The organism is Novosphingobium sediminis, from assembly GCF_007991615.1.
Taxonomy (GTDB): Bacteria; Pseudomonadota; Alphaproteobacteria; order Sphingomonadales; family Sphingomonadaceae; genus Novosphingobium; species Novosphingobium sediminis.
Genome location: NZ_BJYR01000042.1, coordinates 1 through 14,027 on the forward strand (window position 1 = coordinate 1; position 14,027 = coordinate 14,027).

The window sequence follows — 14,027 nt, forward strand, 5'->3', positions numbered from 1 at the left end:
TGATGGATCCGAACCTTGCCGACCGGTTTGGGGCGTTCGAATTGATGCCATGGCGCAACGATCATGCCCTGCGCCAGCTGCTTGCGAGCTTCTCGGGCCTGCTGCCCCTGAGACGCCCATCGATGCTCGACACCGTCGAAGCGCGGCAACGCGTGCTGGCCCTCACCCAGGGTGTGACGGGCCGAATATTCCGGCTCATCGAGGCAGCCGCTGTCACGGCTATCCGCGATGGCCGCGAGATGCTTGATGCCGCAAGCTTCGAGGCCAACGACGTGACGCTTCCTCTCGTCTCCATGTTTACGTCGGCAGGCAAGCGAAGGACAATCGGCCGGGCGACCGTATGAGTTTCGTGGAGCCATTCGCGGATGAACTTCTCAGTTCATGGCTGGCGCGCGTGCGCGATCAGCGGGCTCCGGGTGAGCCTTTGCTGCGCGCCTATCGAAATCGCGCAGGCCATTGGCGGCATCCCGATGTAAACCCAAAAAAATCGATGATCGCTGAGCTTGCCGCAAGCGAGGGCTTCACGGAAAACAGTGTCGCCGAACTCGGTCTTTGCTATCGGTATCCGAGGATCACCCCGGATTTTGTAGCCTGGCACCACGTTCCATCCGATGATCCTAGCCGAGATTTCGCGCCCGCTCTTACCCTCCGGTTGAGCTGGTGCAGTCGTTGCCTTGCCGAGGACTATGCCGCTGGCCGCCCCGCCTATATCCGTGCGGACTGGGCCATGGCTGCGTGGGGCTTCTGTTTCCGGCACCACTGGCCACTCGTCGATCGATGCGTGTCTTGCGGGAGTAGTCATTGGGCGATTAAGCGGTCATCGCAGGGGCCGCCAAGATTGTGCTGTATTCGCTGCCGTCGGGGCCTCGAACGGGCGCACCCCAGGGCGCTCGAGCTTGAGCCAGCAGCGCAGCCCATCTGGATCAATATCGTAGCCTTTGAAGCCGCGCTGAGGGGTGCGCTTAGGGGAAAGGTCCCAGATCAATTTCGCTTCAACGACACTTCAGCCGGTCAGCTGCTCGAAGAATCCGCCAGAATCTGTCTACTGTTCGCAAGGGCCCACAGGCGCTGGAGACTGCGTGATAGACTCCTACATCGGTTTGCGGCGCCTGTGCTCACGCTCGATAACGTTTGCCCCAACGAGCCTTCCTGTGAAATGCCGCTCGCGCTTGCCAGCCCCTCAATGCGTCGTTGCCTTATCGCAATCTGCGCCGCGATGCTCGATGCAGACTGTGACCCAACGGTGCGAAACGAGGACGAGCCGGTTGTCGACGTATGGGCGCGGATGGTCGATAGCATCGCACTCCAACAGTTCATCCAAGATCGTCAGGCGTGCTCGCCGACGTTGAAAAGAACAGTGGAAGCAGCGTGCCATCGGAACGAAAAAGTCGAGCGGATGTCCGCGTTACGGAGCGCCTCGACGGCCTACAAAACTCTCTTCCGTGACGCGGCCGGAAATGCGTTCTCTTCGCGCCATTAAGTACCCGCGAGCCTACGGATGGCAGGCGCATTTGGCCTCTAGCTGGCCGCACGCTTTTTAGCGGCAAGTGTCCATTAACTTAGGAGGTTGGCGGCGCGCACCTGAATGCGGCGCTTCTGCTGGATTTCATCAATTCCATTCCGTCCCGCGATTGGGCAACATGCGCCCATTCCCGCCGCTCAATGCTCCTAGGGTAGCGCCTGAAAGCAGACGTTACGCAGCTTGGCGCCTCAACCCGTTCCTCCGGAGGCATCCGGCGCGGTGCCGGGGGCGGTATCCTGAGCCTTTCCGGTCGGCGCCCCATCCTGCGCTGCACTCATCGCCGTCAGATAGTCGACGATAGCCGGAATGTCCTTGTCCGCCACGGGAGCCTTGTAGACATCCTTCATCTTGGTGACCGTTGCCTTCCACTGGTCCGCTGAAAGCACTGGCTGGGTCATCGCCATGCTGGCGGAATGGCAAGACGTGCAATTCGCATTGATGACATCGGCATGAGGGCCATCGGGATATTGCTGCTCATCGATAGGAAGATCGACCGTATCCGAGGTCATGGTAAAGCCGTTCACGGAAATGCTGCTGGGTGTAGGCCCTGTGGATTGGGGTTCGGGCAGCGGGGTGTAGCTGCCGGGAGGGCCCACCATCATGAGGGTGAAGACGGTCACGCCGAGCAGTCCGACGGCCAGCATGCCTGGGGTTGGCGCTTTCATGCCAAAGCTCCTTATGCCGTCACGATGGTAGTGGTTTCGATATTGCCGCGCATGAAACCGCCAGGGTTCCAGATCGGCGCCATCGGCTGTGCGACGCCTGCCGTATTCCAGCAGCGCGACATAAGCGACGTCTTTCCGGGGCCGGGCAAGGGAACCTGGGCGTCCCACCGCCGGAAACTGTACTTCCCGTGGTCCGGTCCGAGCTTGGTTGCAAACCAGTGGCGACCGCCGTCGGTGGACACATCGACCCGTGCCACGCCGCAGTCGCCGCCCATGGCAATACCGCCGAGCGGGATCGAGGCCTCGTGTGCGATCCGCTGACCTTCGCCCAGACTGGTAACCCACGAACGCGGGATCATGCGGTTGATCGGAACGGTTGGGAAGTCCTTGGCGCCGGGCTTTACATTGGCGCCCGGCGTCGCCGGGATCTTGTAGGCCTTGGCCATCCAGTATTCGTCATCAGGCCCGGGCAAGACCTCGATGTCGTTCAGCATCTTGACCCAGTAAGTCGAGTACCAGCCCGGCACGATCAGCCGGATCGGGAAGCCGTTGAGGAGCGGCAGCTGCGTGCCGTTCATGCCGAAGGCGATCATCACTTCGCCGTCGCGGGCATGATCGATGTCGAGCGCCTTCTCGAAGTCCGGGGCACCGGCGACCACAGGTTGATCGAGCGCCCCGAACCGGACCTGGACCGCCCCCGCCTTCACCCCGGCCAGATCGAGCACATCGCGCAGGCGCACGCCGAGCCACTTCGCATTGCCCATCGCCCCGTTGCCCCACTGCGCGCCGGGGACGCGGGGCTGGAACAGCCCGCGCGAATTGCCCGAGCACTGGTTCACCGCGGCCATCTCCACCCGCGGCAGGCGCATCAGCTGTTCGAGGCTGATTGCGATCGGCTTGTTGACGTGCCCGCGGATAGTGAGCCGGAAGGCATCGACGTCGATCGAGGTCGGGATGTCCGCCCAATGCCAGCGCACGAAGAACTGGTCATTGGGGGTGAACACATCTCGGTCGAAGACATCCATCGGTGTTTCCAGCAACGGCGGATGGACGCGCTGGAGGATCATGCTTCCTTTGCCGGGAAATGCGCTCGTCATTGGGCGCTGCGCATTGCCGCCGGGGAGATGCAGGTCGGTCAGACCCTGCGTGATGCCTTGCGCCAGAGCGGGTGCGGCAGCGATGGCTGCACCGCCGAGCGCGGCATTCTGCAGGAAACGGCGGCGGCTTGTTTCGGCCGCGAGCTCAGCATCCAGTCTGTCCATGGTCGTATCCTCTCGGGCAAAATGGTGGCGGGTGCTGCTGTGAGAAGCAAGCGATCAGAACGCCGTTACTGATCGCAATGCCCGATCAGTTTGTAGCGGCGATACAGGGTGATACGAACAGATTGCCGCGCCATCCGCCGATCAGGGTCTTGGCGGCCACCACGATCCACATCAGCGCGAGCGCCAGGGTCAGGGCGGTGCCGACGATACCGAAGAAGGCAAGGTTCAGGGTCGTGCCAAGGCGAAAGGTTGCCACGGTGAAGACGCCTAGCGGGAAGGTATAGCCCCACCAGCCAAGGTTGAACGGGATACCTGCCCGCCAGTAGCGCCAGGTGATGAGCGAGGCGAGCGCCAGCCACCAGAGGCCAAAGCCCCACAGCAACAGACCGGCGATTGTGCCGATGCCTTGGGCGACAGTGCCGACATCGGCCAGCCCATGCCCAGCCATGATCGCGGGGGCGTCGCCGCCCAGAACCAGCATGCCCAGCGCGCCGGTACCGATCGGGCCAAGCGCCAGCCAGCTCGATGCGGCCATGCCCTCATGCGGCAGCTTGTGGAGCGCCATGCGCAGGATCAACAGTGCAAGAATGCTGAAGGCGACCGGGACCGAATAGGCCCACAGGATGTAGGACGTGACGAGCATCCCAAACTGTGCGCTGCCCTGCGCCAGATGCGGCGCCAACAGTCCTCCGCTGGCAGCCGTCACTTCGGCCGCCACGACCGGCAGCAGCCACACCGCCGTCATCCCATCGAGTGAATGCTGGTGGCGCGTGAACATGAAGTACGGGATCAGCACACCGCAGCTCACCGCCATGGCGGCGTCGATCCACCACAAGACCGTGGCGACCGGCACGATGCCCTCGCCGAAGCGCGCGATACCGAATGCGAGACAGCCGTTGATGATCGTGGCGAGGCCCATGGGGATCGTGCCGATGAACATCGATACGGTATTGTGCCCGAAGATGCGCCGCGCTTCGTGGCCGAACAGGATCCAGCGCGCGGTATAGAGCGCGGTAAAAAGGGTGAAGAGCCCGATGTTAAAGAACCACATCACTTCTCCCACCGGCTTGAGCGAAGCGCCGATGCCCGGCATCTGCGGGAGGGCCAGCGCAAGGATGCCCGTGCCCATGGTTGCGGCAAACCAGTTGGGCGTGAACTGGCGGATCATCTCGCGCGGGTGATCGAGCCGGCTGAGCGGGCGCATCCCTTCGAGGATGGGCTTGATATCCGTGGTCATCATCCAAACTCCTTGACCAGTTCGGTCAGCGCGTCGGCTGCCCGAGTGCGATACCGTTCCTTGTGGCGTAACGCCTCAAATGGACGGGCTGGCATCGCGAGCGGCAATTCATGAAGGTGCCCCGCAGCAAGCGCGCGGCGCACCACCAGTTCGGAAAGGACCGCGACACCGGCGCCGGCCTCGACAGCGGACCGTACGGCTTCGTTGGACGGCAGCGTCATGGCGATGTTCAGGTCTGCCGGATCGATACCGCGATCACGCAGGACATCCTCGAAACTCGACCGTGTGCCGGACCCGTGCTCCCGCACGATCCAGTTGGCGCCGCGCACCCAGTCCTCATCGATGGTATCGACAGCCTGCCCCGAGATCAGCAGCATCCGGTCCTCGCCGACTTTCCAGTGGGCGAGTGCGGGCTGGTCGATCGAACCTTCGACAAAGCCCAGTTCCGCGCGGCCATCCAGTACCTGTGCCGCCGCACCCTCGCTGTTGTCGATTGCGAGTTCGACGCGGATCGCGGGGTGGCGGCTGTGAAACTGAGCCAAGCGCGAGGGCAGCCAGTAGCTGGCGATGGTCTGGCTGGCGACAAGGCGCAGGGTTCCGCGCTTCAGGCCGCCGTACTCGGCCAGGGTAAGCTCCGCCGTCGCGGCGCGGCCAAGAACGGCGCGTGCCTCATCGAGGAACATGCGACCCGCCTCGGTCAGTTCGATGCCGCGGCCCACGCGGTTGAAGAGCGGCACGTCATGCCTGGCCTCCAGCGTAGCGATCGCCGCGCTGGCAGCGGACTGGGTCACGCCCAGTGCCTCGGCGGCCCGCGTCATATGTTCGCGTTCGGCAACGCCCACGAAGATGCGTAATTGTTCAAGGGTCATGGTGATCTCCTGTCACCATTGATACCGCAGCCCGATCAATCACTCCAACGCATTGATTATATCATTCCAATCTCGTTCTAAGATCATTTGATGAGTGCGTTCCTGGCGGCGAGCAGCGCGCTTTCGATCCGTTGGCTGACATCAGGACTGGTGCAGACATTGGCCGGACTAGGGTGGGGCATGGTGATGACCGACACATCGGGCCGTGCCTCTTCGATAAGTGCTTCCGCCCCCGCCGCCACCCGGCCCGCCAAGATGCAGACCCGCACGCCCGGCAGTTTCGCAAGCAGGTCGGGAAGCGTTGCGAGACCTTCGGCAATCTCCGTTCGGCGCAGCGCGCGATTGCGGGCACCGGGGGCGTGGACGATCCAGGGCACGCAATTCCACTGAACGATGTCCATTCGCGCGATGCCCGCCGCTTCCAGATAACGGCGAAGGTTACGAGCAGTGCCAGATGGGTTGTCCCGCGACACGAAGCGAGTGCGATCAGGCCCGGGGCCCGGCGTCTCAAGAAGCAGGAGAAGGCGCGCATCTATGCCGCCATCGAACGGGTCGAAATGCGGCACCGTGTGTCCTGCGCCAACGAGCCCCTCACGCCATATCTCCAGCGGCGCAATGTGCGGCGCACCAAGTGCCGCTCTGCGTTCGGCGATCAACGCGGGATCATCCAGCCAGGCCATTGATCGTCAAATCCTATCGAAACTACAAAAATCATCGGTTGGATCGATGGCGAGTGTTGCGCCATGTGTTCGACAGGCAACGCCTGCGTTGGCGTACCTGCTCCTCGGCAGCTCGCATTTTTTCCGTTGCATGCTGCGAGGATGACACCTGCGACCGCTGTAGGCGTTATCGCCGGAACGCCATGACGAAAGGGCTTCACTTGAAACTGCTATGGGGATTGGCCGGCCTTTGCGCGGCGACAGCATCGGCGGCCGCACTGGCGGCATCGTCCGATGGCTTTGCAAGCCAGATGGCAGCCTCCATGGAGCGGATGCACCATGCGATGATGATTGCGCCATCGGGCGACCCGGACCGCGACTTCGCGGCGATGATGATCCCCCATCACCAGGGCGCGATCGAGATGGCGGAAGCGGAGCTCAGATACGGAAAAGACGAACGCCTGCGCCGCCTGGCTCAGGGCATCATCGTCGAGCAGCGGCAGGAGATCGCCGTCATGCAGGACATTCTCGCGAAAAAGACAGGCCCCGCTGCCAGCGCGCACCATCACATGGGAGACGACAAATGAAGAAGACGCTGAGCATCGTGTCGTACACCTTGCCGATAGCGGCTGCCCTTGTCGCACTCCCGGCAAATGCGCAGCAGGTTCCCAATGCCCAGCCTGATCGGGCTATCAGCGCTCAGGACCGTTTCTACACCTCGGACCAGTTTTCCAACACGGTATCGGTCATCGATCCGTCGACGAACACGCTGCTGGGTGTCATCAAGCTCGGCGATCCTACGCCTGCAAATCTCAGCCCGCTCTATCGCGGCCAGCTTCTGGTGCATGGCATGGGCTTCTCGCCTGATCGCCGTACACTGGCGGTCGTGTCGATCGGGTCCAACTCGGTCAGCTTCATCGATACCGCGACCAATGCCGTGAAGCACACCGCCTACGTCGGGCGTTCCCCGCATGAAGCCTTCTTCCGGCCCGATGGCCGAGAAGTCTGGGTGAGCGTGCGCGGCGAGGATTATATCGCTGTGCTCGACGGGACCACCTTCAAGGAGACGGGCCGTATTGCTGTACCCAATGGGCCGGGCATGACGATCTTCTCGCCCGATGGGAAATACGGCTACGTCTGTTCCAGCTTCTCGCCGGAAACCGTCGTGATCGACACGAGGTCGAAGCGCATCGTTGGCCGCGTGAAGCAGGACAGCCCGTTCTGCCCGGACATCGCCGCCACGCCTGACGGCAAGCAGGTATGGCTGACGCTCAAGGACGTCGGCAAGGTCATGGTCTTCGACGCCAAGCCGCCTTTCGCCGTGATGAAGACGATCGACACCGGGCCGATCACGAACCATGTCAACATCGCCAGGACTCCCAAAGGCCAGTTCGCCTATGTCACGGTCGGCACGCAGAATATCGTCAAGGTGTTCCGCACCGACACTTTCGACCAGATCGCCTCGGTGCCGGTCGGCGCGCTGCCGCATGGGCTCTGGCCCTCAGGCGATGGCAGCCGGATCTATGTCGGGCTGGAAAATGACGATGCAGTCGCCGTCATAGATACGGCCACGAACAAGGTCATTGCCACGATCCCGATCGGACAGGGCCCGCAAGGCGTCGCCTATGTGCCCGGCGCCGTGCCTTCGGGGCAAGGCCTCGACAACCTCGTGCCGCTCGCCAAGGCGCAGGGGAAAGCGCAGGTCGTCCTGGAAGGTCAGGGACAGAGCCAGGTGTCGCTGTTCGATCAGGGGCAGGTCCAGATCCTGCAGGCTGCCGTCGCCGGACTGGCGCCCAAGCAGACCTTTACGCTGGGTCTGGCGGCACGTCAGGATGGCACCGGTACAATCGAGCCGCTGGCCAAGTTCATGACCAATCCGGCAGGCGCGGCGATCGTCAATGCGGTTGGCCCGATCCGGCAGATCGTCAAGGATGCCGCGCCTGCAGAGCGCCGCTTCCTCGTAATCCGTTCCGGCGCGCCGGATGAGGCTGGCGCGGTGGTCCAGCGGCAGAAGCCGTGACGCTTGAAGCGATCCTTAGCCAGTACGGCCTTGCGGCTCTGTTCCTTGGTGCGGGCATCGAAGGCGAGACGGTAGTCGTGCTGGGCGGCGTGATGGTCCACCGTGGCCTGATCGCGTACCCCGCCGCCATAGCAGCGGCGGCGCTCGGTTCCTTCGTCGCGGATCAGATCTTCTTTGCCCTCGGCCGCCGGTTCCGCAATCATCGCTACGTTCAGCGCGTCCAGCAGAAAGCCGCGTTCCGCCGCGCCATCGATGTGTTCGAGCGGCGGCCGGTGCTGTTCGTGTTCGGGTTCCGCTTTCTGTATGGCCTGCGCACCGTCAGCCCGATCGCGATCGGCACGACTGCGCTTCCTGCCTCCCGCTTCATGGCCATCAACGCTCTGGCGGCCATGGTTTGGGCGACGGTCTTCGTGACCTTGGGTTACCTTTTCGGTCAGGGCATCGAGGCCGCTTTTGGCCGCGTCCGCGATGTGGGCCATGTTCTGCTGCCCGTACTCGCGGTGCTGCTCCTCGTCGGCCTCGCCGCACACTTCCGGCACCGCAGGCGCGAGGTCACAGCAAAGGACTGACGAGGCGAGCTAGATTTTCGCAGAAGCGGGAAACACGCGGGCGATCACGCCATTCCTCCAGCAAAAGTCAGTCGCTTCGGCGGATGTATCCCCGTTGGACATCCGCGAGAGGTCCGGTGGACGCTTCATCATGCAAGATCAGGCTGATCTCGGCATTCAGCATGAAGGAGCGAACATCGGCATTGCTGGATCCGATGACGGCCATGCGGCCATCGATCGATACGTTCTTCGCGTGCAGCAACCTGTCGCGGTAGAGGTGGAGGCGTACGCCCGCCTCGAGCAGTTCGCTATAATAGGATCGCTGGGCAAGGTTCACGAGCCGCTGGTCCACGACACGCGAAACGACGAGGTCGATCGCGACGCCGCGTGCGACCGCGTTCTTGAGCGCGGTCAGCAGGGCTTCGTCTGGGATCAGATAGGGCGAGACAATGGTGATATTCTCTTGCGCCTCGTGAACGAGTTCGACGAGCAATCGCTCATAGCCGGGCACGCGGTAGTCTGGCCCACTGGGCATCGCCTGCAATTCTGAGGCGCCTGAGGCATCGGGCACGGGCAAGGCCGCGATGGTCTGTTCGGTCTCAAGGAACAAGTCGCTGGCAAAGACCGCATCGAGCGCGCAGACAACCGGGCCTTCAACCCGCGCTACGAGTTCGTCATTTACGATCCCGGGCTTGAAATCGCGGTTCACAATATTCTGCGACCCTACGAAAGCGACCCTGCCATCGATCAGGCACAGCTTGCGGTGATTGCGCAGATCGCTTCGCGCACGGCGAAGCGCCGCGAAGCGAACCGGCAGGACCAGGCGGGCAGTGACGCCTCGGTCCGCCAGCATCGGTAGGCTGCGTTTTGCCCAAGGGCGCGAGCCCAGCGCATCGATCAGGACGCGGACATCGACGCCGCGTGCATGTGCGCGGCCAAGGGCATCTGCGACTTTCTGTCCCGTCCGGTCGTCTGCGAAGATGTAGGTCAGCAGATGCACCCGAACATGGGCTGCATCTATCGCCGTCACCATAGCGTCGATCGTGCCGTCATAGTCCTCAAGCAGATGGAGGGCGTTGCCCCCACAGTTTGGAAAACCGCCCAGCCATTGTGCAAGCACAGCTGTCCGGGAAGGCGCGCTTTTGCTGCTCATCAGCGCCTGCCCGGCACTCTCCCGCTCCGGCGCCGCCCGCCTGAAGCGGTCCCGCCGCCAGGATGGGAACGCGGCCCGGCCGATCAGGCGGTACAGGATGAAGGCGGGCACCGGCAAGAACAGCACGAGAAGCAGCCAACTGCGCGCCGCTTCGGGCGGACGCCGCACCGGAATGACCACCACCATGATGAGCCGGATCGCCCATTCGAGCAGCAGATAAGCGAGCGTCAGGTTCGGGATGGAGATCATCGCGCGATGCTACCTGTCTCTGCTGCGTCGTGTCGATGCGCCCGTCAGATCACGCCCCCTTCAACCTTAGGGAACCATCAGGAGCGGGATGTCCGCCTTGGCGAGCAGGTGCCGGGTGGTTCCGCCTGCGAACCATTCGATCAGCTGGTTATGCCGATAGGCTCCCGTCACAAGCATATCCGCTCCCGCCAGATGGGCCTCAGTCAGGAGTTGCTGACCAAGGTTTTCGTGCGAGCGCGGCACGACGTGGAGCTGGTGCGCAATCCCTGCATCGTCGAGCAGCGCTTCCAGCTTGAGCGCCGGATCACCTGCATCGCCGATCCGAATAGCGGTGACGTCAGTGGCGCCTTCCAACCAGGGCGTGGCCGCCTCGATGGCGCGCCTTGCCGCATCGGAGTCGCTCAAGCCGGCAGCCACACGCGAAAAGCTCTGACCGGGCTGGGGCTTCCAGGAAACCGGGACGATCAGCACCGGTTTCTGGCTATCGAACAGCGCGGCATGCAGGGCGTCCCCGCCGTCCATGTTTCGCTCGTGGGCGATCACGACCAGCAGGTCGGCATTGTTCGCCTCCTGCGTCACCACGACTTGCTCATCCCCAACGATGGTTCGCCAGGCAACGGGTGGCGCGTCCTGGGCGGCTCCTGCGGTCCATGCCACGAAAGCCGTGTGGCAGGCGGCCGATCGCTCGCTGGCCGTGCCTTCCCAATGTTCGCGCAGACGCTGCATATCGACCTCTTCGCTGGCGGCAACGAGCAGGCCGGGATCGACCACGACATTCAGCGCTTCGATTGTACAGTCCCCCACGCTCTGCGCTGCGAGAACGGCTGCATTGAGGCATGTCGCAGTGCTGTCGGCTCCGACGATGACGGAAAGGATCTTTATGCTTTGCTCTCCTGATGCGGCCTTGCCGGGGCTTCGATCGACCAATGTTCGAGCTGTTTGTAGATGACCACCTTCGTCGACAGCAGGGCGGCATGCCGCTGGCAGAACAGTTCAAGATCGGCGCGGTGGCCGATCAGTTCGACGCACATGGTCAGATAGGGATTGCTCGTTTCCGCGCCCTGATCGAGCACCGGCCCGTGGTTGCTGAAGCCGTAATGGGTATGATGGGCTACGGCGTTCATCAGACCGGCAGCCTTGGCCTGGACGACAAGCTCACGATAGAGCGGGCGTGCTGACCACAGCTTCCATGCCTTGCGCGGCTCTGCCGTATCACGCGGCGCCATGTAGATACGCAGCATGCCGATCTCGCTGGACGTGAGAATAGCCGTGTCAGTCATTTTTACGAAGATCCTGCTTTGTGATCTGAGGGCGCGCGGCGCGAACGCTCCGCAGCGTAATGCCGGGGCTGATGGAAATGCGCGGATGCTTGGGGACGGCAATCTGCTGAGACAGGTAGATGCCGCTGTGGCCTGAGCACAGATAGGCGACGAAACAGGCTACGGCGATGTAGACGGCATGGGTAGCACCGAACAGTTCGATGCCCATGATGGTGCAGGCCAAAGGCGTGTTCGCTGCCCCGGCAAAGACAGCAACGAACCCGAGACCGGCAAAAAGATCGACAGGAGCGCCGAATAGGGTGCCAAGGGCGTGGCCGAGCGCCGCGCCGATGAAGAACAGCGGCGTTACCTCGCCTCCCTTGAAGCCGGTGCCCAGCGTCACGACCGTGAACAGCAGCTTGAGCGCCCAACTCCAGTAGTCAGGCCCCGGCGCGAAAAAGCCGGCGATGGTGGGTGTCGAGGCGTCGGGCGCCCAGACGCCGAGGCCAAGATAGTCGCGCGTACCGAGCAGATAGACCAGAGCGATCACCGCCAGGCCGCCCAGGAAGGGACGCAGCGGCCCGAAGCGGACGTGGCGCTTCACGAAGTCGCCGAAGCCGTGCGACAGTTCGGAGAACAGCAGGCCGACCAGTCCAAACGCCACACCGGCAACGCCCGCCTCGAGCAGAAGCACCGGGTCGACGGCAATCGGTCCGACCGCGCGCTGGAGATAGTCGATATGGTACAATCCGTGGTGGATTCCCCACTGGTGACAGGTCCAGTCGCCGACAATCGCAGCTATCAGTACCGGCACCAGCGCCCGATATTCCACACGGCCGACTGCCAGCACTTCGAGAGCGAAAACGGCGCCTGCCAGCGGTGTGCCGAAAACGGCCCCGAAACCTGCGGCAATACCCGCCATCAGGATGATGCGGGTACTCTCGGCATCAAGCCGAAACATCGTGGCGAAGGCGCTGGCAAGGCTGCCGCCCAGCTGCACAGCCGTCCCTTCTCGCCCGGCCGAGCCGCCGAACAGGTGCGTGACAACGGTGCCGAGGAAGATTAGCGGCGCCATGCGCAAAGGTACGCCGCCGCCCGGTTCATGGACCTGCTCGACGATCAGGTTGTTGCCGCCTTCGACGCTGCGGCCAAACAGATGATAGAGCAGCCCGACCGCGAACCCGCCGACCGGCAGGAGGAACAGCAGCCATGGATGCGCAAAGCGCGTGCGCGTGGCAATATCCAGGCTCCAGAGGAAGGCTGCGCAGAGACTGCCCACCGCCGCCGCCATGGGAACAAGGAGCGCCAGCCAACGCAACACGGACAGAGCATGGTCGTGCCGGTCCCGAACAAAGGTCAGGACGTTCAGGTTCGACAGCAATATTGCGAATTTAGCGCGCACGATTCCTCCTTGTTGCGAAAACGCATCAGGTAGGAATCATCAGCCCGAAGGCGGTTCGGCCGAAGCCCGGCGGAAATCCATCGCCTTGCCGGCGCATATCGTATGGCGAATGCGTTTGGTCAAGCAGCAACGCATGCGGAGGTGGATCTGTACGGCAACTTCATGCCTCTCCTGCGCTGGAAGCTGTCAGTCGCCTTTCGGCCCGCAGCCGACCTTCTCCGGCATTCACGGCGATAAGGTCGCCGGTAACTTCGGCACGACGATCAAGCCCAAATTCCGCGCCTGAGAAATCACGCGCCTCACCCCCTCAGGCGACCATTGCGTACCTTTGCGCGGCGTTGGCTCTCGCAAATCCTTGCTCAACCACGTCGCGAGGCTGCGAAGAGTAGCATCTGGATCGTTGTTGAGCTTGTCGGCCACCAGCAATGCGATCCGACTGTCGGGAGCCAATCGCGGCGCCGCCTCGAGTATCACCCGATCAGCGTAGCCCGCTTCGACCAACGTTCGGCATGCCTTCACCAGGGTACGCTCGGAAAACGACCGCACCGGCGGCTTAAGCGCCTGAATACGCCGGAGCACCAAGCTCCAGGGTAAGTGCGGTCGCAACCGCTCGACGATTGGCAGCCATCGAAGCCGGCCATCGACCAATTCGTGAAGATGCTTTTCCTTCAAACTGTGGCGCAAGTCGCCTATCGCCGACGGGTCTCTCGCGCGCATCTTCGGATTTCCCGGTCTGGCGCCGCGCGCAACCGCGGCCTTCAGCCCTGCCCGCGTCCGCTCGCGAATAAGCGCACGTTCGAACTCCGCAAAGGCGCCAAGCATCTGTGTCATCAGCATCCCTTGCGGGCTGCTGGTGTCGATCGGATCATTGATCGAGCGAAAATACGCTCCCTTGGCGCGGAGCGCTTCGACGATTTCCAGCAAATGTGACAACGATCGTGCGAGGCGATCGATCCGCACAACCACGAGGGTGTCCCCCTGTCCCACCGCTGCGAGCGCGCTGGCCAGTTTCGGACGGCTGCGGCTAGCGCCGCTGGCCCGGTCCTCGAATAGGGTTACACAGCCTGCGCGTCTTAACTCACTAATCTGGGCGAAGGTATCCTGTTCGTCGGTAGAAACGCGGGCGTAACCGATCAAGGGCATTTGTCACAATCCATCTAACGGGGTCAACCGACCGGTTGT

General features: G+C 62.9%; 14 protein-coding genes, 1 pseudogene and 1 riboswitch. Of the genes and pseudogenes, 5 read left to right on the forward strand and 10 right to left on the reverse strand.

Annotated features, from left to right (window positions below; translation table 11 throughout):
* Positions 1 to 344: pseudogene (locus NSE01_RS20605) on the forward strand (TniB family NTP-binding protein); the annotation flags it as partial.
* The gene (locus tag NSE01_RS22005; RefSeq protein ID WP_080727012.1) at positions 341 to 1,480 is read left to right on the forward strand and encodes a TniQ family protein; all 1,140 of its coding nucleotides are present in this window, start codon (positions 341 to 343) and stop codon (positions 1,478 to 1,480) included. The pseudogene NSE01_RS20605 and the gene NSE01_RS22005, both read left to right, overlap by 4 nt.
* 230 nt (positions 1,481 to 1,710) lie before the next feature.
* On the opposite strand, the gene NSE01_RS20615 is transcribed toward NSE01_RS22005, so the two are convergent.
* From NSE01_RS20615 to NSE01_RS20635, 5 genes are all read right to left on the reverse strand, one after another.
* A complete protein-coding gene (locus NSE01_RS20615; protein ID WP_008830650.1) occupies positions 1,711 to 2,187 on the reverse strand; it encodes a hypothetical protein in 477 nt (158 codons plus the stop codon).
* Positions 2,188 to 2,198: 11 nt separating this feature from the next.
* A complete protein-coding gene (locus tag NSE01_RS20620; RefSeq protein ID WP_008830651.1) occupies positions 2,199 to 3,449 on the reverse strand; it encodes a molybdopterin-dependent oxidoreductase in 1,251 nt (416 codons plus the stop codon).
* An 85-nt stretch (positions 3,450 to 3,534) separates the two neighbouring features.
* A complete protein-coding gene (locus NSE01_RS20625; RefSeq protein ID WP_100239874.1) occupies positions 3,535 to 4,686 on the reverse strand; it encodes a TDT family transporter in 1,152 nt (383 codons plus the stop codon).
* A complete protein-coding gene (locus NSE01_RS20630; protein ID WP_048939395.1) occupies positions 4,686 to 5,555 on the reverse strand; it encodes a LysR family transcriptional regulator in 870 nt (289 codons plus the stop codon). Before NSE01_RS20630 ends, NSE01_RS20625 begins: the two co-directional genes overlap by 1 nt.
* An 83-nt stretch (positions 5,556 to 5,638) precedes the next feature.
* A complete protein-coding gene (locus NSE01_RS20635) occupies positions 5,639 to 6,235 on the reverse strand; it encodes a uracil-DNA glycosylase (RefSeq protein ID WP_048939396.1) in 597 nt (198 codons plus the stop codon).
* Between NSE01_RS20635 and copM the strand changes: the two genes are divergently transcribed.
* The 3 genes from copM to NSE01_RS20650 are packed head-to-tail and all read left to right on the forward strand — an operon-like array spanning position 6,235 to position 8,803.
* Complete coding sequence (gene copM / locus NSE01_RS20640) at positions 6,235 to 6,801, forward strand: CopM family metallochaperone (RefSeq protein WP_242443602.1); 567 nt, start codon at positions 6,235 to 6,237, stop codon at positions 6,799 to 6,801. The two genes, NSE01_RS20635 and copM, sit on opposite strands and share 1 nt — an antisense overlap.
* Positions 6,798 to 8,234 (forward strand): YncE family protein, encoded by a 1,437-nt coding sequence (locus NSE01_RS20645; RefSeq protein WP_048939397.1) that lies wholly within the window; start codon positions 6,798 to 6,800, stop codon positions 8,232 to 8,234. Before copM ends, NSE01_RS20645 begins: the two co-directional genes overlap by 4 nt.
* A complete protein-coding gene (locus NSE01_RS20650) occupies positions 8,231 to 8,803 on the forward strand; it encodes a DedA family protein (protein ID WP_124810932.1) in 573 nt (190 codons plus the stop codon). Before NSE01_RS20645 ends, NSE01_RS20650 begins: the two co-directional genes overlap by 4 nt.
* Positions 8,804 to 8,870: 67 nt before the next feature.
* On the opposite strand, the gene NSE01_RS20655 is transcribed toward NSE01_RS20650, so the two are convergent.
* From NSE01_RS20655 to NSE01_RS20675, 5 genes are all read right to left on the reverse strand, one after another.
* Positions 8,871 to 10,184: a phospholipase D-like domain-containing protein gene (locus NSE01_RS20655; protein WP_037509278.1), complete on the reverse strand. Its 1,314-nt coding sequence runs from the start codon at positions 10,182 to 10,184 to the stop codon at positions 8,871 to 8,873.
* 66 nt (positions 10,185 to 10,250) lie between these two features.
* Positions 10,251 to 10,988 carry a universal stress protein gene (locus NSE01_RS20660; protein ID WP_147161461.1) on the reverse strand — a complete coding sequence of 246 codons (738 nt, stop codon included), beginning with the start codon at positions 10,986 to 10,988 and terminating at the stop codon, positions 10,251 to 10,253.
* Between the two features lie 74 nt (positions 10,989 to 11,062).
* The gene (locus tag NSE01_RS20665; protein ID WP_008830660.1) at positions 11,063 to 11,464 is read right to left on the reverse strand and encodes a DUF190 domain-containing protein; all 402 of its coding nucleotides are present in this window, start codon (positions 11,462 to 11,464) and stop codon (positions 11,063 to 11,065) included.
* Complete coding sequence (locus tag NSE01_RS20670; RefSeq protein ID WP_010339505.1) at positions 11,457 to 12,845, reverse strand: voltage-gated chloride channel family protein; 1,389 nt, start codon at positions 12,843 to 12,845, stop codon at positions 11,457 to 11,459. Before NSE01_RS20670 ends, NSE01_RS20665 begins: the two co-directional genes overlap by 8 nt.
* A 23-nt stretch (positions 12,846 to 12,868) precedes the next feature.
* Positions 12,869 to 12,939: riboswitch (Fluoride riboswitch) on the reverse strand.
* Between the two features lie 131 nt (positions 12,940 to 13,070).
* Positions 13,071 to 13,988, reverse strand: coding sequence for a recombinase family protein (locus tag NSE01_RS20675; RefSeq protein ID WP_017503726.1), 918 nt, complete (start codon positions 13,986 to 13,988; stop codon positions 13,071 to 13,073).
* Positions 13,989 to 14,027: the final 39 nt, after the last annotated feature.